This is a genomic window from Limnothrix redekei LRLZ20PSL1, assembly GCF_043235035.1.
GTDB lineage: Bacteria > Cyanobacteriota > Cyanobacteriia > CACIAM-69d > CACIAM-69d > CACIAM-69d.
Genome location: NZ_JAZAQF010000059.1, coordinates 14,401 through 33,201, shown reverse-complemented (window position 1 = coordinate 33,201; position 18,801 = coordinate 14,401). Strand labels below are relative to the sequence as shown.

The window sequence follows — 18,801 nt, the reverse complement described above, 5'->3', positions numbered from 1 at the left end:
TGTAGTTGAGCGGATGTGTGAATTGAGGCGTGGGGCACGGGTCACCAACAATCGCGAGTTCGATCGCAGCAACAACCAAGATACGATCGCCCCGGGCCCCCACCATCATCACCAGCCATCCCAGCCCCTGTCACAGTATCCCGCCGGCCACTCGCTAGGATAGAAACATCATGCAGGTTAATTTCGCGCCAGTTAATTTCGCGCCAGTTAATTTCGCGCCAGTTAATTTCGCGCTAATGAATTTCGCGCCAGTTGATTTCTCAACAACTGCCTTGAACCCCTTGAGTGCCTTGCCCTCTCAATTCAGCCGACTCATGCGGAGGTAGCGATCGTGCTCAACCCCACAAAGTCGATCGTGGACGAACTCACCCGAGAACTAGCAGACGGCTACCGCCAAACCTACGGCGGCATGAAACCGGACTATGCGGAAATTCTCGGGTGGGTTGCCAACATGGCCCTAGAAAACATCGCCAACAGTGACGCGCTCTACCACAACGTCGAGCACACCATGTACGTCACCCTGGTGGGCCAAGAAATTTTAAAAGGCAAGCATATTCGCCAAGGCGGCGTGACCTGCGAAGATTGGCTGCTCTTTCATGTCTCGCTGCTGTGTCACGACATTGGCTATGTACGCGGCGTTTGTCACCGCGATCGACCCCAGCAGCGGATCTACGCCACCGGCATTGACGACGAAACCATCGCCCTCCCCACCGGAGCCACCGATGCCAGCATGGCCCCCTACCACGTCGATCGGGGCAAACGTTTCATCAAAGACCGCTTCAAAAAGCACCGCCTCATCGACACCCAGGCCGTGCAAGACAACATTGAACTCACCCGCTTCCCCGTTCCCCAAGACAACGACCACGCCGACACCGTAGGCTATCCCGGCCTGGTACGAGCCGCCGACTTGATCGGTCAACTCTCCGACCCGCGCTATTTACAAAAAATTCCCGCCCTCTATTACGAATTTGAGGAAATTGGCACCAATCAACAATTGGGCTACCACAGCCCCGATGACTTGCGCGCCAAATATCCCAGCTTTTATTGGAATGTAGTTTACCGATACATTGAGCCGGCCCTCGGCCTGTTGGAGCTAACCCAAACCGGCAAGCAAATTGCCGCCAACCTCTATGCCAACGTCTTCCGGGTCGAGCACCAGCAATACACGCCCTTTTTTGCCCCCGAAGCCCACTCCTTAAGCTCAGCCACTTCCGCTAATTCCACTTCAGTGTCCCCTTCAGTAGTAAGCTCAGGGACTTCAGCCAACTCAGGAAACTCAAGCAGTGGAGCCATCTCCACCAAAAACAACGTGCAAACACAAGGAAGCCACGCCGATTAGGCATGGCTCCCAAGCAAAAGTTTCTAGGCAAAGAATTCCCAAGCAAAGAATTCCCAAGCAAAGAATTCTCAACCAAAGAGTTCTCAACCAAAGAACTTAGGGGACGTGGTATGAGGGCTGCGTTGTCATGGGGGTTCGGTTTCCCCTGCCCAGCGCTGGCCCTGCATATCCCCTTTGTCTTTTGTTATGGCCTAGGCATCGCTATCCACACGGGCATAGAAACGACCGACAATCTTCATGTCGCTCGGCTTCTTGGAACCCATGTCGGTATCCGAGGGTTGGTAGCTAACGAAAGTGCCGGCAATTTCGTTGGTGTCAGCGTCCACCTTCGACACTTGCAGCGAGATGCTACCCGTGCCGATGTCGTATTTCTTGACGTTTTCTTTCACCAGTTCGTCGCTGTCAGCATCAGCGGGCAGCGCCACGGCATTGTCATAGCCGCTAGCCAAGCCACGACCCTTCGGATCCAGGAAGGTGGAACCACGATAGGAGGGAACGCGGAATTGACCCTTCAGGTCGGTGGAAGAGGTGATGGCGGCTTGACCGGCTTGGCTGGTGGCCACCAGTTGCTTGATCGTGAACAGGAAGGGCACTTCTTCGCCACCGGGCAGCAGCACGGTTGAAGGCTGGAAGTCAAAGCCATCTTCCTCGGTGAAGACCAGCGAGCCATCGCTGTTCACGGTCAGGGAGCCTTGAATTTGGTCGAGGGAGCTGGTTTTGCGGGTCAGCAAGCGGCCTTCCACAAATTCCGCTTCTCTGCGCTTGTTAAGGCCTTCTTCTTTTACGTAGTAATTAAGGGGCTGTAGGCACAGGGCTTGAATGCTGTAATTTTTACCTGCTTCAAGGGCGATCGAACCGCGCGTGACGGTATCGACATCAGGGCAGTTATTCGCCAGACCGGTGTTCCGAATTTCTTCGTAGGTCAGGGGGCGATCGCTGGCCATTGAGGCATCGCCGCAGGCCGCCGTTAGCACACTCAGGCACAGGGCCAGAAGCGCGGCGATCAAAGCTTTGTATCGCATGGTGAACCTCAATCTCTAAAGTCTTGCTAAGGTCTCAAGGAATATTAGAAGAAGACTGGGACAAGTCTCGTGGCAGCGATCGGCGAGGGGTCACGACCGTAAGGGGCAAGCAGGCTACCCGATCGGGCAGTTACTAAACCCAAGCCCGCTGTCCAAGGTTTTCTAGATGGCCCGCGTGAAATCACCCGAAGAATCCGCTTGAGCAAGCGATCTACAGCGCAACACCACGCCACTAGGCATCCGAATTTTGGGGTTAATTGAGAAAACAATCAATCTCAATCAATCCCAACGATCGCTGGATATACCAAGCCAAGCGTCCCAATAGAGCATTCTACACGCCTCAGCGACCGCCCAATCGATTTCGCTGATTTGATCGATCGCTTTCGATCATCACCCAAGGACACCGTCCCCAAGCTGGTTTCTGAGCCAAGCCCCCAAGCGCAGCGGGGCCAGATTTAAACATCCGGCCCCGCTGCTGATTTGGTGTTTGGTTCTATGCTTGACCCGGTGGTTCCCTCAATCGCCCCTGTTGTGGAGCAGGGGGCTGGTGGGTTGGGTCTGCATCAGGACTAGGCGATCAGTCGATTAGTCGGTCAACCGATCGCCCGGAACATTGACGTTTACCTAGCTCATGGTGGCCGGGCTGCGATCGTAACTATCGCTAACCAACTTGCCTTGGATGTGGGTCAGGCGATTGGCCGCATCGGTGGTCAGGCCCATCGTGACGCTAGCGCGGCCTAGCAGGGATTGATGACGGTGCTTAACGGCATGGTGACGTTGGGTCATCAGGGCACGAGCGCGGTCGAGACTAGACATGGGAGCAACCTCCGAGGAAGAACTGATTGAGGGTTATAGCGACAACAACCGTTGATTAACTCCCGGACTGTTGGAGGGCGATGCAGGCATTGCGCTGGGTCGGCGGCAATCCCTGGCCCGATCGGGCCTTGGTTACTGGCTCTGCTGGGTCAGAAATCAAGGTCGGTTTCAGGCCGTTGTCCTACTTCTGAGAGTAGCGCAGATAAAAAATTCTGCCAAATTTCTGTATCAAGAGTTACGGAATACAAATCTTTAGAATTGCCCCAAAGGGGTTGCGCGCGATCGCGCGGGGTGTAGAGAGGGGCCCAATTGCACGACCAATCCATTGCCCCTTGCAAGAGCAGGCGCGAACTGAGATACAGTTAAGAGCAATTTGCGAGCGCAACAAATCGCAATACACCGAAACCATCGCAACCCCACACCCTGCCCAGTGACTGGGAAGGAGACTCGGATCATTCCCCCCGACTCCTAACCCCTCCTAAGCTGTTTTGGCGGGAAATCTGCGGCAGTGACTGCAACGACGCGATCGCACCCTGGGTCGGATAAGGATCGATCGCAACCAGCAATTTGAGGCGAGGAGAAACCTGTGGAAGTCGTCAAAGAGTACGTCCAGCGCTGGTATGAGAGCGATCTCGATCCAGATGAATATATTTGCCACCAGAAGCAGGGCAACTGGGTCGAAATTGAGGAGGCGACAACGGGGGAACGCTTCGAGGTGCTGACCTTTTGTACGAATGACGTACTGGGGTTAACGATGAACCCGGCCGTGCGCCAGGCTGCCATCGACTCAATTTTGCAATATGGCACCTCGAATAGTTCCTGCTCGGTGTTAAGTGGTCGGATTGATCTGCACCGCCAACTGGAAGATGAAATTTCCAGCTTCAAGCATTTGCCTCACACGCAACTGTTCATGAATGCCTGGATGGCCATGCAGGCCGTGATTGATGGTTTCTGCCATTTGGCCATTCAGGTGCCGGGTTTTACCCACGATCGCGAAACCCTGATCATGTCGGACGTGCTGAACCACGGCTGCATTATCTCGGCCTTGGCTCACGCCCGGACGCGATCGGGCAAAACGTTCAGCTATAGCCCCCATGTGCGGGTGAAGGCTTACCGCCACTGCGATGCGCAAGATTTGGCTCGCAAGCTGGAACGCCATGCGCGGCCAGGCGATCGCATTTTTGTGGTGTCGGATGCGGTGTTTTCGATGGATGGGGATGTGGCTCCTCTGCCGGAAATGATCGAGGTGCTCAGTCGCTATCCCGGCTCTGTGCTGTTGATGGACGAAGCCCACGCCAGCGGCGCGCTGGGGCCCACGGGCCGCGGCATCTATGAGCATTTTGGGATTTTGCCCAGCGATGCGATCGCCAAAGGCGTTGTGCCCCTGATCATGACCACCTTCTCGAAGTTTGCGGCTTCGGCCGGTGCGGCCATCAGCACCCATGTGGCGGAATTCAAGCCGCTGATGAATGTGTCGCCCACCTCGATCGGGACAATTTCCCTGCCACCGCCAATGACCGCCGCCGCACTGGAGAGTATTCGCCAAGTGCGCCAACATCCAGAGCTGGTGAAGCGCCTGCAAGACAACACTCGCTACTTGCGATCGCGGTTGACGGCCGCCAACTTTGAAGTGATGGGCGAAACCAATGTGTTGCCCGTGTTGTTGCCGCCGGACATGAACCCGAAATATTTTGCCCGCCAACTGATGGCTGAGCATGGAATTTGGGTTTCTCCGATTTGGTTCATTGCCAAGCCTCGGGTGCGGATCACGGCCAATGCGCTCCATACCCAAGACGAGATGGATCGGTTGGTGGATGCCATGGTGCAGGTGCGCGAATCTATGTATGCCGCCAGCAAGTCAGCCTAGGTTGACCCCGTTGGGCCCCAGTGGGCCAAGAGCTGCCTAGGATAGATAGCAACTGCTGGGACGGCTTGCCAAGATTCTTTGCCGAAACTAGTTGTCAAGGTTGCTGGCTAAGGTTGCTGGCCAAAACTCCTTGCGCCAATCAATCCAAGCTCTTGCCTTAACAGGCCCTAGGGGGCTGCCCTGGCCGCTGCTGATTTCTCATCAATTTGGATAATTCTATGACCACCCATTTCATTGAGTTTGAGATTGACTTGAATGAGTCGCCGATGGTTCTGCCCCAGGCGATCGAAACGGAATTGCAAAAACGGGGTGAGCCGTTGCGTTGGGCGGTGACCCAGGTGGAGGATGATCTGGCCCATGTGGAGGCGATTGTGACCACGGGCATGGTGACCAGCGACCCGATCGAGTCGAACGTTTAACGGCGCACCCCTGGCCTTAAACTCCAGGCCGGAAGTTCTGGTTTGGCTCCCGGCTGAACCCCGCAAAGACCCGGCTCGAACCCGGCCAATGCGCGAGGCCGGGGGGCAAGCCGCCGCTCTTTCATGTCCTACGTCTGATGCAATCTGTGTCTGATGCAATCTGCGATCGTTGACCGAACTCGCCCGTTTACGGCGGTCTTGCTGATTCCCACCGGCATTGGTGCAACGATCGGGGGTTACGCAGGCGATGGGCTGCCGGTGGCGCGGGCCATGGCCTCGGCGGTGGATTGTTTGATCACCCATCCCAATGTGTTGAACGGGGCCATGCTCTATTGGCCGTTGCCCAACACCCTTTATGTGGAAGGCTATGCGCTCGATCGCCTCGCGGCGGGTGACTGGGGGCTGCGGCCGGTGCGCCAAAACCGGATTGCTCTGATTTTGGATCGGGCCATTGAGCCGGAATTGCAACGGCGACAACTGCAAGCGGCCGACGCGGCCCGGGCCACCTTGGGCATTGATGTGATGGCGGCAATTGTGACCGATCGCCCCCTGGGAGTGGCTCTCAAAATTTCCGCTTCCGGAGCCTCTTGGGGAACCATTGCCCAACCCGCCAGCCTGCTGAGGGCAGCGGAACGGGCGATCGAAGCCGGAGCCGAGGCGATCGCTGTGGTGGCCCGTTTTCCCGACGAAGACACCCCCCTAACCACCGCCTATCGTCAAGGCCGGGGCGTGGATCCGATTGCCGGAGCCGAAGCGGTGATTAGCCATTTGGTGGTGCGAGAATTTGCCGTGCCCTGTGCCCATGCGCCGGCCTTGGTCAGCGGCCCCCCAGCGGCAGACTTGGCCCCGCGATCGGCCGCCGAAGAATTGGGCCATACTTTCCTGCCCTGCGTGCTGGCTGGCCTGTGGCGATCGCCCCAATTCCTGCGCGATTGGGCCCAATGGCAGCCCCTAGACATCACCCGCAACTCGATCGACGTGGTGATTACGCCCACCAGCGCCTGTGGCGGCGCGGCCGTGTTGCATTGGGCCGCCGCCGGGGCCGATATCCTCGCGGTGGACGACAACGCCACCGCGATGCAAGTCTCCCCCGAAGCGCTGAACTTGCGAGCCACACGGGTGCGATCATACTTAGAGGCGATCGGTTGGCTCACGGCCCGCCGGGCCGGCCTCTGGCCCGATGCCTTGCGACCAGATCCGATCATGCCGTTGTTACCAACACCGTTGTTGCCAACCGTTGATTGGCCTGGTGATTAAGCGCCACCCATCACCGCTCATTCGCCCTTCAGAGCCATTTTTCATGCACCCTTGCCCTCGCTCCATCCCCGCCCCGCCCCGTCAAGCACTGTGAATGATTTTGAGGATTTGGATCTAGAACCCCTAGAGCGATCGCAGCTTTTGATGACGATCGCCCTCACGGCCCTGGCCTTTTGGGGAGGGGCGCAACTGTGGCTCTGGTTGGGCCAAGTGCAGCGCTGGCCTGTGATTTGGTCTTGGACTGGGGTGGCGATCGGACTGGGGCTAGGCCTCGCCATCACCGGCCTCAGTGGCGCGATCGCCCTAGTTTGGCCCGGATATCGCCGCAGCGCCCAAGCCTATCTCAACTGGTTGATGCCTTCCCTCTTGCCTTGGGACGCATTGTGGGTGGGCCTGTTGCCCGGAGCCAGCGAAGAACTGTTCTTTCGGGGGGTGATGTTTCCCGGCTTGGGCGCTGACTGGCTGGCCCTGTTGGGATCTAGCCTTTGCTTTGGTTGGCTGCATTTGGCAGGACGCAAGCATTGGCCCTACGCCGCTTGGGCCGGCATCACTGGGGCCATTCTCTGCGGCAGTGCTTGGTGGACGAGCAATTTGCTGGTTCCCACCATTGCCCACATCACCACCAATGCATTGGCTGTGTTGATCTGGCACTATCAACGAGCCAAGGCCTAGGGGCGAAACCGTTCAGTACCCGCCCAGTGCGATAGACTAGGGGCTGCCAGCATCCGCCCGCCATTGCGGTTTGCGGCGGCTTTGTTCACTCTCTCAGCTTTTTGCCGATGGGTTCTCCGTCCTCGATCGCCGTCCGTGAACTGCCGTTGTTCCCCCTTAACGACCTCGTGTTGTTTCCAGGACAACCCCTGCCGCTGCACATTTTTGAATATCGCTATCGGATCATGATGAACACCATCCTGGAAACCGATCGACGGTTTGGGGTGTTGATGTCCGATGAGCAAAGCGGCGAAATTGCCACCATTGGTTGTTGTGCGGAAGTCCTGCGCTATCAACGGTTACCCGATGGCCGGCTGAAGATGTTGACCCTCGGCCAACAACGCTTTCGGCTGTTGGAGTATGTGCGCGAAAAGCCCTACCGCGTTGGCTTGGTGGAATGGATCCAAGATGATCCACCCAGTGATGATCTGTATGGGTTAGCCGGGGAAGTGGAAACCCTGCTGAAGGACGTGGTGCGGTTGTCGGCCAAATTGTCCGATCGGGAAATTGAGCTACCGGACGAAATTCCCACCCTGCCCACGGAATTGTCCTACTGGGTTGCGGCCAAGCTCTATGGCGTGGCGGCGGAACAACAGGCCCTGTTGGAAATGCAAGATACGGCGGTGCGCCTGCAACGGGAAGCCGAAATTCTGAGTTCAACGCGCAACCACCTGGCGGCTCGCACGGCCCTGAAAGACGCACTCCCTTGAGGTTTTTTAGGGGTTTCTGGTTTTCAGCTTCTGGTTTTCAGCCTGGGCGATCGCCCCATGATAGCCATGGTCATGAGCCGATCGAGGGCGGTTATTGGGCTATTGCTATTGGGCCGATCGCAGCGCTGCCAAATCGCCACCACAGATGGCGGGCAAATTGCGGGTGATTTTGGCAATCTCCCAATCCCACCAACGAATTTCTAGCAACGCGGCGATCGTTTCCTGATCAAACCGCTGCCGAATGGGTTGGGCCGGATTGCCACCCACGATTGTGTAAGGATCAACCGATCGGGTCACCACTGCCCTCGTCGCCACGATCGCCCCATCCCCAATTTGCACCCCCGGCATAATCGTCGCCCCATAGCCCAACCACACGTCATTGCCGATCACCGTGTCGCCCTTGTGGGGCCAGTCGTCGGGCATGGCGGCTTCCCAACCGTTGCCAAACACGGGGAAGGGATAGTTCGTGAACCAATCGGTGCGGTGGTTGCCACCGTTCATGATGAATTTGCACTCGGCGGCGATCGAACAAAATTTGCCGATCCGCAGTTTGTCGCCAATGAAGTCAAAGTGGTAGAGCACATTGGCTTCAAAGCGTTCTGGCCCAGCGGGGTCATCGTAGTAGGTGTAGTCACCCACAATGATTTGAGGATTTTTAATTAAAGGCTTCAAATAAACCAAGCGCCCTTGACCTGGCATGGGATAGGGCTGTTCCGGATCGGGGCCGCAGGAGTCAGGATTGAAAGATTCAGAGCTAAAAGACTCAGCACTCACAGATTCAGGGCTAACAGATTCAGGGCTAACAGATGCTGGGCTAACAGATTCAGGGCTAACAGATGCTGGGCTAACAGATTCAGGACAAGAGGACATAGACAATTGCTGATAGTCACCGGTTCCGTCGAACTCGCTTCAAGCAAGTTCTAGAGCAGGTCGATCGGGCGGCCCGTATTGGCCGATCGCGCCGCCGCATCCGCCACCCGCAGTGTGTATAAACTCTCTTCCGGGCGCACATACAGCGGCGTGCCATTCAGCAGGTAGGCCAAAACCGCGTGGGTGTCGCGGGCAAACAATCCCCGCCGACCGCCCACCTCCAGCGGTGTCACCTGATCGCCTTGGATCAGTTGCCCCTGATCGCCCTCATAAATCAACGTGCCCTGACTGCCGCGCACTTCCAACAGCCGCTGGGAACCGTGAAATCGATCGCCCTTGCCATAGGTGACCGTGGCGATCGGGCCGCTGCTAAAGATCAGCCTTGCTTCACACCAACAGGCGTGATAATCCTCCACCTCCGCTGGCCAGTAGCGAGCCACAGCGCCCACCTGGCGGACGTTTTCAAACACATCCACCAGACGATGGAGCCGAGATAGGGCCCCCACCAGCGGGAATCCAAACAGCGATCGGTTATAAGTCCATTTGCCTGGGGTGGGAATTTGCGGCGTGATGGTGCTGTAGCGAGCGGAGATCACCTCGCCCACTTTGGGCAGCCAAGTTCGCAGCGATTGATGCACACCGCCCAACAGCTCAATGTGCTCCACGTGCAACAGCCGATCGCGCGATCGGGCCAATTCCACCAATTCCGCCGCCTCGTTGGGATCCAGCGCCAGGGGATATTCCGTCACCACGTGGCGATCGGCCTCCAGGGCTGCCCGCACGATCGCCCCTCGCTCGGCGTTGGTGTTGCAAACCATCACCAAGTCCACATCCGCGTGACTGACTAGCTCCCGCCAAGAGTCCAGGGCGATCGCCCCGTAAGTTGCCGCAAAATCCGCCACCTTCTCCGGTGTGCGACCCGCCACCGCCACCAGCTTGGCCGCCAACCAATCTCCCTGTGCATCCGGCAACAGGGCCTCTGCCCGCAACTTTGCCACAAAGCCCGTGCCCACCAGGCCGACGCGCACCGGATTACCCAATAGCATGACTACAGATCACCAACATAGCCCCCCGATCTTAGCCTTTTGCCCTGGTCTCCTAGCGCTGATTTCGGGTGGCGGAAGGGCCGGAAAACCGACAATTCGGGGTGTTTTTATAAAAATTTCTTATTTCAAAACAAAGCTTTAGCTAGGGTTATAAATCGAAGCAGTCTCAGAACAATAAGCCTGGAAAGCCTTGAAAATATTGGTTTCAAGACTTTAAGTTGAGCCAAGAACCCACAAAAACTCCGCCGATTCTCGCAAAAATATCCAATAAGTATAAGTAATTAGAATCGAATCTGGAAAAACGATTAAGAATAACGTTCTCGGATCTCTGTGCTCATCCGTAGTAGCAATAAAAATTTCTCGTAACATCAGAAGGCGAGGTTGGCTACGCCGAAAGTGAACCATGTTTTAACCCCATGGCTTCAATTGTCGGTGGCCTCAAACGTAACTAAGGGTTCAGTGGGCATCCCGCCGATCGCGTTGACTGAGACTCCCGATCGCGACTGTTGTGTCAGCAGTCAAAATCCCATGGTCGCAAGTTGGCAACCCCGTGCAAGCTGCGCCATTGACCCGGTTAATCCGTTGCGTTAGCCCCATACCGCCCCTGTTTTTACGCGAGAGAGAGAGTCACAACCATGGCGACCTTCAAGGTAACGCTCATTACTCCCGACGGCGAAAAGGTGATCGATTGCGCCGACGATCAGTTCATTCTCGATGCGGCTGAAGAGGCAAACCTCGATCTGCCTTACTCCTGCCGTGCGGGCGCTTGCTCGACCTGTGCTGGTAAGGTAACTGCCGGTTCGGTGGATCAATCGGATCAGTCTTTCTTGGATGACGATCAAATCGAAGCGGGCTATGTGCTGACCTGTGCCGCTTACCCCACTTCAGACTGCACGATCGAAACCCACAAGGAAGAAGAGCTGTACTAAGCCTTTCTTCGGGTAGCAATGCCCAACTCATACGAAACGGGGCCGACGATGGTTGGCCCCGTTTTGTTTTCACTTCTGAGTTTTCGCTTCTGAGTTGTTAGCCTTTGGCTTTTGGGGCCCAGTCGGGCCCCATCCTTGGGCTGGGTTGGCTGATTTAGCCTAGGCAAGCTGATTGGATTGGCAAGCTGATGGGCGAGCCTATTAGCCTATTGTTGTTGCAGCAGCCGTTGCACCCATTCCAGTTGGGTGGTGTCGCGCACGATTAACAAAATGCCCAAGCCCAACAGCAGCACCAAACCCGTTTGCATGACGTTTTCTTGAAATTCCTGGGGCAAGGGCCGACCGCCTCGCAGGGCCTCGATCGCCAGGAAAAAGAGTTGCCCACCATCCAGGGCCGGCAGGGGCAGGATGTTGATGACGGCGAGGTTAATGCTGATCAGCGCCATGAAGGGAAAGAGGTTCCCGGCATCGGATTGGGCGATGTTGGCTCCCCATTCAATAATTTTGACGGGGCCAGACACTTGGGGTGCGGTTTCTCGGAAGTTGGCCGCCAGGGTCAAGAAGCCGCCAGCGGTTTGGGTCACCATGTTCTGGAACCGATCGGCCGCCAGGGTCAACACTTCGATCAGGTTGTGGGCGGGGCGATAGACCGGTCGGCCATTGGGGGCCAGTTGCACACCGATGCGCCCTTGGCCCGCTTCGTCCAGCTCAGGGGTGACCCGGAGGGTGAGGCGATCGGCTCCCCGTTGCACTTCCAGGATCAAAGGGCGATCAGGACTCGCCTTGATCTGCTCCATCAACACCTTCACGCTTTCTTGTTCGGCGTTGAGGGTTTGCCCATCGATCGCCTGCACAATGTCTCCCGCCTTCAGTCCGGCTCGCCCGGCCGGATTGTCAGGAGCCAGCACTTGGGGCACAATCACCCCTGCTTCATAGCGGAAGCCATCGGGCACGCCCATGAAGCCATATTGAGCCGCCAAAACTCCATAGGCGAAAATCAAATTAGCCACCACGCCGGCCGCAATCACAATGGCTCGATCGGCGATCGGGCGATTGCGCATCAAGTTGGGGTCATCGGCGGGAATGGAGCTGTCTTCGTCGTCATCCGGGAAGCCCACAAAGCCCCCGAGGGGAATGGCACGAATGGCGTATTCCGTTTGCGGCCCCTGATATTTCCAGAGGACGGGCCCAAACCCCAAGGAAAACTTGTTGGCGTAAATGCCCTGTAACCGAGCCGCTGCGAAGTGTCCTAATTCGTGAACGAACACCAGCAACGCCAATACACCGATCGCCACCAATACCGACATAGGCTTGCTGCTCAATAGAAATGCAAAAAATGCAAATGCGTGAAAGCTAACGCAATGGATGAGGGCTGATACCTGCGAAGAATGCGCAGTGATGCCATACAGAATCCAGCGCAGAAAATCCAGTTAAAGATTCTCTCTAGATTTCTCAGTATAGAAGGCTGGTGAGATCTGTGGGTGCAAGGCCCAGGTTGGGGGTCTGTGGGCTGTTCTTTGGGGTAACCGATCGGGGATCGCACAGCCAATGGATCTTGAAGGAGTGATTAGAGCAACGGGATGGGAGGACGAGCGGCAAACCAACTATTGGGCGGCCTAGTGGGCGGCAGCACCACCAAGGTAGAGTTCCGCCACTTTTGGATCGTTGAGCAGATCGCGGCCGGGCCCCGTGAAGCGATCGCGCCCTGCTTCTAGCACATAGCCCCGATCGGCCATTTCCAAAGCCTTGCGGGCGTTTTGCTCAACCAAGATAATCGAAGTGCCTGTGCTGTTGATGGCCTTAATTTGCTCAAATACGTCGTTGACCAAAATGGGCGAAAGCGCAGCGGAAGGCTCATCCAACACCAGCAACGCTGGTTCCAGCATCAGGGCCTTGCCCATGGCCAACATTTGTCGCTCACCGCCGGACAATGTGCCCGCTCGCTGGTGGCGGCGCTCGTGCAATCGGGGGAACATGGTGAAGATGCGTTCCTTCAGCGACCCGATCGGTTGTTCTAGGATGAATGCGCCCATTTCCAGGTTTTCTTCGACCGTGAGCGATCGAAACACGTTGGCAATTTGCGGCACATAGCAAACGCCCCGTTGCACCACCTCATTGGCCTTCAGGTGCCCGATCGACTCGCCATGGAACAAAATCTGGCCCCGATTGGGGTTCAGCAGCCCCGCGATTGTTTTGCCCAAGGTGGATTTACCCGCACCGTTGGGGCCAATGATCGCCACCAGTTCGCCGGGGGCCAGGGTCAAATTTACCCCCTGTAAGATGTCGAGGCCCTTCAGGTAGCCAGCGTATACGTCTTTGACTTCAAGGAGAACTGACACGATCGAGCAGGGGTGGAAGTTTCAACTAATCGTAATACCATTTTTGGCGAATGCCTTGTTTTGGCGAATGCCCTGGGGTTCAGCATGGAAAACTCAATCATGGCCGCGAAATTGCTGTTGGAGCAACTGATTTCTCCGGAACAGTTGGCCCCAATGCTGTCGGATCCGAATTGGGTGGTGGTGGACTGTCGGTTTTCCTTGGGCGATCGCAACTTGGGACAACAGCAATACCAAACTGCCCACATTCCCGGCGCGGTCTATGCGGATTTGGAGCGGGATTTGTCTGGGCCCGTTGGCCCCCATGGCGGTCGGCATCCGCTGCCAGTGCTCGATCGCCTGGTGGATCAACTGGGCTTTTGGGGCATTGATACCGATCGGTGGGTTGCGGTCTACGACGATTCCCAGTTTGGGTTTGCGGCCCGGTTCTGGTGGCTGTTGCGCTATTTGGGCCACGATCGAGTGGTGCTGCTGGATGGCGGTTGGTCGGCCTGGCGAAGAGCTGGTTTGCCCACCACCAGTCAACCCAGCCACCCGATCGTCCGTCAGTTTGTGCCCCGCCCGCGCTTGGAACTGCTGGCCTCGATCGACACCATCAAACAAGCCCAGCGGTTGGCAGAAGGAACCATCATTGACTCCCGAGAACCCGCTCGATATCGCGGTGAAGTGGAGCCGATCGACCCCGTAGCTGGCCACATTCCCGGAGCCATTAACTATCCTTGGGTGCAGGTTTGCGACCCAGAAGGCCGCGCCCACTCGATCGCCTCCTTGAAATCCCACTTTCAGGACTTGCCCCCCAATCCACCCCCGATCGTCTACTGCGGTTCCGGCGTGACGGCCTGCGTTAACCTGTGGGCCCTGGCCCGCGCTGGACTGCCCCAAGCTCGTCTCTACGTTGGCAGTTGGAGTGACTGGTGTTCCTATCCCGACTTGCCCACCGTCACTGCTCCGCCTGAGTGAGTATGTTTGAGGAGCCTAAATGATGATTCTGCTGACCGATCGATCGTCGAAGACAAGGGGCTAGCAATCACCAAAGACAAGGGGCTAGCAATCACCAAAGACAAGGGGCTTAAGCCCCTTGCCCCTATGGTCGTTATTCTTTCAATCAACTTTTCAAGGTAATTTTTCTAATCAAATCTAATCAAAGAACTTCTCAAGAATTTCCCTCAAAAAAGCTTGAAATTGTCAACGGAGTATCATCAACATGGCCCTTTCTGAAAAACTCATTGAATTGGTTGTTGATAAAGTGCTCATTGGCGGCATTGTGCTGATTGCTGGCTATTGGTTAAACAAGCGATTTGAAATTTTCAAAAGTGACATTAATGAAAAATATCGCCAGCGCCAAATCCTAGTCGATTTAGAAAATCAGCAGAAACAGCGCGTTGCCGAATTAGAACAAGAAATTGTGCTGGCTCGTCATCAAGCGGAACTGGAATTCTTGGAGCGCCAAATTTCCGAATTCTATTGGCCAATTTATTTACGCCTTGAAAAAGATAACGCCATGTGGCAGCGAATCGCCACTTTGGGCGCAAGAGATCATGCGTTGCCGGATTCTGCCGGAGAAATTATTGAGCGGGACTTTATTTTAAAAAATCACGATGAAATTGTTGCAATCATCGAATCCAAAATTCACCTAGCTGAACAGGCGGAAAATAGCCAAGAGCTGATTGAAGAATTGCTGAAATATCTGAAACACGTGGCAATTTACAAAGCTGTGCGATCGATCGAATCCATGCGCGGGGTGAACCCAATGGATTTAAACGAACCCTTTCCGTCCAAGCTGTTTCCCCTCATTCAGCACAACTTTCGATCGCTCCAAGCTCGGTATGAGCAACTGAAGCAAGCCAAATTCCGGGACTTGAACCCCTCCTGAACCAATCCGGGCGATCGCCCAGGCCTCGGCGGCCAATTCACCAACCATGGCCAGCGCGATCGCTGCAATTTCTCCTTTTTGGCCGCTTTAGCGTCCCGATCACGCCCATATTTGCAAAGATCTGCATTTAAACAGGGTGGTTGTCGCCCTTAATCGCAAGTTAATCGCTCTGATCCCTCGGGATCTATAAACTTTTGCAAAGGGGCGATCAGCCCCCAATTGACCCGGCGCGATTCCGGCGCGATCGCCCTAAAGCCCCATCCCCTAACAACTTGGTGACCCACCCGATCGCCAGACCGATCAGCCCGGGGAGACCCAAGCGGCCCATTCCCTAAAACTAGACTTAAGATTTATTCTCAATAATGCGAGCTTCTTGCAAATGCTCATTTATACCTGTTACCATTTGGCAGAGGGAAACGCTTCAGGTCAAACCTCGCCAACCCCTATGTTTTCCTACACACCACAGTCCCTAAAAGCCGAGTTAAACGAGCGCGGTTGGCGGATGACTCCCCAACGCGAAGTGATCCTCAATGTCTTCAAGGATCTGCCCGAAGGTCGCCACCTCAGCGCCGAAGATCTGTATCACTTGCTTGAAGAGCAAGACCAAGGCATCAGCCTTTCTACGATCTATCGGACTCTGAAATTAATGTCGCGCATGGGCATTTTGCGCGAACTGGAATTAGCAGAAGGCCACAAGCACTACGAACTCAATCAGCCCTATCCCCATCATCACCATCACTTAATTTGCGTTAAGTGCAATAAAACGATCGAATTCAAGAACGATTCGGTTTTGAAAATGGGAATTAAGCAATCGGAAAAAGAGGGCTACCATCTGCTCGATTGCCAATTAACCATCCATGCCATTTGTCCCTCCTGTCAGCGATCGCTTCTGCCGCTTTAGCTTGTGAATAACGATCCTAAATTAGGGGTTGGCTGAGTGGAAATCCATGGAGCCAACCCTTGATTATGATTGAGTGTCCTAGGCTCTTATATTCTGAAATGTCTGTATTCTGAAATCTAGGCGTTTTAGCGGCTTCAATTCTAGGCCATCTGAGCGATTGGGGGGCTATTTAGACTGTTTCCGCACCTTGAACTATCTGAACCCAGTGAACTAATCGAGTGAACTAATCGAGTGAACTAATCGAGTGAACTAATCGATCGAGTCCTGAGCGTCCAAATTTTGATTGCCAGAGTCTTGATTGCCAGAGTCTTGATTGTCTCAGTCTTGATTGTCCAAGTCTTGAGCGCCATAGCCTGGATCGCCATAGTCGATCGGCAAACGTGGCAATGCTGGTTCCCCATGAACCGGATGGTCAGCGATACCTTGGGCGGTTTGATAGTGCAGCCCCCAGTTGTGCATCGCTTCCAGCACTGACCACAGGGATTCCCCCAAGGGCGTGAGGGAATATTCCACTCTGGGTGGCACTTCTGGATACACTTGCCGGTGAACAATGCCATCGGATTCCAACTCCCGCAACTGCTGAGTCAGCATTTTTTGCGTCACGCCCTGAAGCGCTCGCCGCAGTTGAGCAAAGCGCATGGTTCCTGCAAATAGCTCGCGCAAAATCAGGACTTTCCATCGCCCATCAATGATGTTGAGTGTTGTTTCGACGGCGCAACTGAGGCGCGTGAAGCCTGTGGTGGGTGCTGGATTCGGGGTAATCATGGGCGATCGATCCTCGTACAGCGAAGGAAGCCATAGCAAACCATATCAAAAGCAATATAGATCAATTTCTTCAAGTTGATGTTTGAAATGTTTTTTGAATATGCCCTTGAATGCTCTCTTGAATTTTCTAGAAATTACATTTAGAAATTACATTTAGAAATTATACTTCCGAGAAAACCTAAAATTGAGTTGTAGTTGTAGATTAGATTGAGGCACGAAACCCAACCACAGCAAAGTTCGTGATGATTGAGTGTGATTGAGTTGGGTTTCGCAAAGCTCAACCCAACCTACAGAAGAAACACATAGGAACTAGGTGCTTATAAAGTTTGTTAGTCAATCAACAATCTTGGAAAAGAATTTAGAATGAAGATCGTGATTAATGCAAGAGACCTGCTGAGTTTTAGTTCAGTAAAGTCTTCAAGTTTTTTCTAGTTCTAAGTCTCTTCATTGAATCAATTGATTGATTTGATTAATTGGGTTTAATTGATTGATTTACTGGGTGGTTTCTTTTTGGTAACTACCGCACTTTTTTGTGCGTACTTGTTGCTGCCAAGAGAAGCCTCTAGGATCAATTCAATCGCCTAGTTTACTGAATCGAGAGAGAGTTTTAAGCATGACTGCTCCTAATGAGGCTGTGATTGCTGATACAAAGCCTGAGGTGATTGAACTGGCACCGGGGAAATACTTCTGGTGTGCCTGTGGTCGATCGGCTTCTAAGAAATTCTGCGATGGCTCCCACCAGGGAACGAGTTTTACGCCCTTCGCCTTTGAGGTGACAGAAACGAAAAAGGTTGCAATTTGTAATTGCAAGCAAACTCAAAATTCACCTTTCTGTGATGGTTCCCATCAGCCGCTGATGGCTGGTTAGGACTCAGATTCGGTGAAAATGGCTGATTTTTTTCGGTGCATTGAAATGGTCAAAGGCTGATCAGATCATGATCCTGAGGTGAATCGGCCTTGCCGGTGGTTTCGGTTATTGATGTGATTTGCTGATTGCTGGATTTTGCGTTTCTGAGTTTTGCGTTTCTGGGTTTTGCAGGGTTTGCTTAGGTTGAACAGTGGAGTAATTGAGCCATGACTATTTCGTCTTCTGCTGCTGCCTCGATCGCCCCGACCACTACGGGCAACATCACGATTCGGCGATCGGGCGATCGGGGCCATGCCAATCACGGTTGGTTGGATAGCTATCACAGTTTTTCGTTTAGCAGTTACTACGACCCCAATCACATGGGATTTCGGACGTTGCGAGTGATCAATGAGGATGTGATTGCCCCCAAGCAAGGGTTTGGCACTCATGGCCATCGCGACATGGAAATTGTGACCTATGTGCTGAGTGGGTTGCTGGAGCACCGGGACAGCATTGGCAACGGCTCCCTGATTCGGCCGGGCGATGTGCAACGGATGAGCGCCGGAACGGGCATTTTGCACAGCGAATTTAATGCGTCGGATTCGGAGCCGCTGCACCTGTTGCAAATTTGGATTTTGCCCGATCGCAACAACTTGCAGCCGGGCTATGAGCAGGTGTACTTTGCGCCGGAAGATAAGCAGGGGCGGTTACGGGTGGTGGCTTCGCCCGATGGTCGCGATGGCTCGGTGACGATTCATCAGGATGCGCTGATTTTTGCCAGCTCGTTGGCGGCGGGCGATCGGGTGGTGCATCAATTTGCCAGCCCTGAGCGCGGCGGATGGTTGCAGGTGGCTCGTGGGGCGATCGCCCTGAATGGGGTGACGCTGGAGGCGGGCGACGCGGCGGCCATCACAGCCCTGGAGCAGGTGGAAATTACGGCTTCCGAGAATGCGGAGCTGTTGCTATTTGACCTGGCTTAAGGCTGGCTTAAGGCCGAGCCAATGGCCGCTGTGTGGATGATGAATTGGGAGGGGCGATCGCTTGACGACGGAGCCGCAAAACGATTGCATGGATTCGATCGCTGTTTTTAGGG

General features: G+C 54.8%; 19 protein-coding genes and 2 pseudogenes. 12 read left to right on the top strand and 9 right to left on the bottom strand.

What is annotated here, in order from left to right; genetic code table 11:
- Positions 1–154: 154 nt before the first annotated feature.
- Positions 155–241 (bottom strand): annotated as a pseudogene (locus tag VPK24_RS09855) (pentapeptide repeat-containing protein); the annotation flags it as partial.
- Positions 242–331: 90 nt separating this feature from the next.
- On the opposite strand from VPK24_RS09855, the gene VPK24_RS09850 reads away from it, so the two are divergent.
- On the top strand, positions 332–1,339 hold the full coding sequence (locus VPK24_RS09850; protein WP_393012637.1) for an Npun_R2479 family HD domain-containing metalloprotein: 1,008 nt from the start codon (positions 332–334) through the stop codon (positions 1,337–1,339).
- A gap of 191 nt (positions 1,340–1,530) precedes the next feature.
- On the opposite strand, the gene psbO is transcribed toward VPK24_RS09850, so the two are convergent.
- Together psbO and VPK24_RS09840 are read right to left on the bottom strand one after the other, a co-directional pair.
- Complete coding sequence (gene psbO / locus VPK24_RS09845) at positions 1,531–2,361, bottom strand: photosystem II manganese-stabilizing polypeptide (protein ID WP_393012635.1); 831 nt, start codon at positions 2,359–2,361, stop codon at positions 1,531–1,533.
- 624 nt (positions 2,362–2,985) lie between these two features.
- Positions 2,986–3,177 (bottom strand): hypothetical protein, encoded by a 192-nt coding sequence (locus VPK24_RS09840; RefSeq protein ID WP_393012632.1) that lies wholly within the window; start codon positions 3,175–3,177, stop codon positions 2,986–2,988.
- 586 nt (positions 3,178–3,763) lie between these two features.
- On the opposite strand from VPK24_RS09840, the gene VPK24_RS09835 reads away from it, so the two are divergent.
- From VPK24_RS09835 to VPK24_RS09815, 5 genes are all read left to right on the top strand, one after another.
- Positions 3,764–5,044: an aminotransferase class I/II-fold pyridoxal phosphate-dependent enzyme gene (locus VPK24_RS09835; RefSeq protein WP_099535478.1), complete on the top strand. Its 1,281-nt coding sequence runs from the start codon at positions 3,764–3,766 to the stop codon at positions 5,042–5,044.
- 218 nt (positions 5,045–5,262) lie between these two features.
- Positions 5,263–5,463, top strand: a complete 201-nt coding sequence (locus VPK24_RS09830; RefSeq protein WP_393012629.1) for a hypothetical protein — start codon at positions 5,263–5,265, stop codon at positions 5,461–5,463.
- A gap of 153 nt (positions 5,464–5,616) precedes the next feature.
- On the top strand, positions 5,617–6,720 hold the full coding sequence (locus VPK24_RS09825) for a DUF3326 domain-containing protein (RefSeq protein WP_393012626.1): 1,104 nt from the start codon (positions 5,617–5,619) through the stop codon (positions 6,718–6,720).
- 90 nt (positions 6,721–6,810) lie between these two features.
- On the top strand, positions 6,811–7,392 hold the full coding sequence (locus VPK24_RS09820) for a CPBP family intramembrane glutamic endopeptidase (protein ID WP_199291363.1): 582 nt from the start codon (positions 6,811–6,813) through the stop codon (positions 7,390–7,392).
- 107 nt (positions 7,393–7,499) lie between these two features.
- A complete protein-coding gene (locus VPK24_RS09815; protein ID WP_099535483.1) occupies positions 7,500–8,141 on the top strand; it encodes an LON peptidase substrate-binding domain-containing protein in 642 nt (213 codons plus the stop codon).
- 105 nt (positions 8,142–8,246) lie between these two features.
- Here the strand turns inward: VPK24_RS09815 and VPK24_RS09810 are convergent, their stop codons facing one another.
- The 3 genes from VPK24_RS09810 to VPK24_RS09800 form a co-directional block, all read right to left on the bottom strand.
- Entirely contained in the window at positions 8,247–8,840 is a 594-nt protein-coding gene (locus VPK24_RS09810) for a CatB-related O-acetyltransferase (RefSeq protein ID WP_393013174.1), read from the bottom strand.
- 221 nt (positions 8,841–9,061) lie between these two features.
- Positions 9,062–10,057, bottom strand: coding sequence for a Gfo/Idh/MocA family protein (locus VPK24_RS09805; RefSeq protein ID WP_393012621.1), 996 nt, complete (start codon positions 10,055–10,057; stop codon positions 9,062–9,064).
- Positions 10,058–10,513: 456 nt separating this feature from the next.
- A complete protein-coding gene (locus tag VPK24_RS09800) occupies positions 10,514–10,654 on the bottom strand; it encodes a hypothetical protein (protein WP_190530831.1) in 141 nt (46 codons plus the stop codon).
- A 38-nt stretch (positions 10,655–10,692) separates the two neighbouring features.
- Between VPK24_RS09800 and VPK24_RS09795 the strand changes: the two genes are divergently transcribed.
- On the top strand, positions 10,693–10,986 hold the full coding sequence (locus VPK24_RS09795; protein WP_393012617.1) for a 2Fe-2S iron-sulfur cluster-binding protein: 294 nt from the start codon (positions 10,693–10,695) through the stop codon (positions 10,984–10,986).
- Between the two features lie 206 nt (positions 10,987–11,192).
- Here VPK24_RS09795 and rseP read toward each other — a convergent pair whose 3' ends face one another.
- Positions 11,193–12,293 carry an RIP metalloprotease RseP gene (gene rseP, locus VPK24_RS09790; protein WP_393012614.1) on the bottom strand — a complete coding sequence of 367 codons (1,101 nt, stop codon included), beginning with the start codon at positions 12,291–12,293 and terminating at the stop codon, positions 11,193–11,195.
- 309 nt (positions 12,294–12,602) lie between these two features.
- Entirely contained in the window at positions 12,603–13,325 is a 723-nt protein-coding gene (locus tag VPK24_RS09785; protein ID WP_393012612.1) for an ABC transporter ATP-binding protein, read from the bottom strand.
- Positions 13,326–13,424: 99 nt separating this feature from the next.
- Between VPK24_RS09785 and VPK24_RS09780 the strand changes: the two genes are divergently transcribed.
- The 3 genes from VPK24_RS09780 to VPK24_RS09770 all read left to right on the top strand — a co-directional run bounded on the left by VPK24_RS09780 (position 13,425) and on the right by VPK24_RS09770 (position 16,096).
- Positions 13,425–14,282: a sulfurtransferase gene (locus VPK24_RS09780; RefSeq protein ID WP_393012609.1), complete on the top strand. Its 858-nt coding sequence runs from the start codon at positions 13,425–13,427 to the stop codon at positions 14,280–14,282.
- Between the two features lie 244 nt (positions 14,283–14,526).
- Positions 14,527–15,195, top strand: a complete 669-nt coding sequence (locus VPK24_RS09775) for a hypothetical protein (protein WP_190526503.1) — start codon at positions 14,527–14,529, stop codon at positions 15,193–15,195.
- Positions 15,196–15,640: 445 nt separating this feature from the next.
- Positions 15,641–16,096 (top strand): Fur family transcriptional regulator, encoded by a 456-nt coding sequence (locus VPK24_RS09770; RefSeq protein WP_099531468.1) that lies wholly within the window; start codon positions 15,641–15,643, stop codon positions 16,094–16,096.
- Between the two features lie 435 nt (positions 16,097–16,531).
- Here the strand turns inward: VPK24_RS09770 and VPK24_RS09765 are convergent.
- A pseudogene (locus tag VPK24_RS09765) lies at positions 16,532–16,861 on the bottom strand (winged helix-turn-helix transcriptional regulator); the annotation flags it as partial.
- Positions 16,862–17,474: 613 nt separating this feature from the next.
- On the opposite strand from VPK24_RS09765, the gene VPK24_RS09760 reads away from it, so the two are divergent.
- Complete coding sequence (locus VPK24_RS09760; RefSeq protein WP_393012606.1) at positions 17,475–17,729, top strand: CDGSH iron-sulfur domain-containing protein; 255 nt, start codon at positions 17,475–17,477, stop codon at positions 17,727–17,729.
- 206 nt (positions 17,730–17,935) lie between these two features.
- On the top strand, positions 17,936–18,688 hold the full coding sequence (locus VPK24_RS09755) for a pirin family protein (protein WP_393012603.1): 753 nt from the start codon (positions 17,936–17,938) through the stop codon (positions 18,686–18,688).
- Positions 18,689–18,801: the final 113 nt, after the last annotated feature.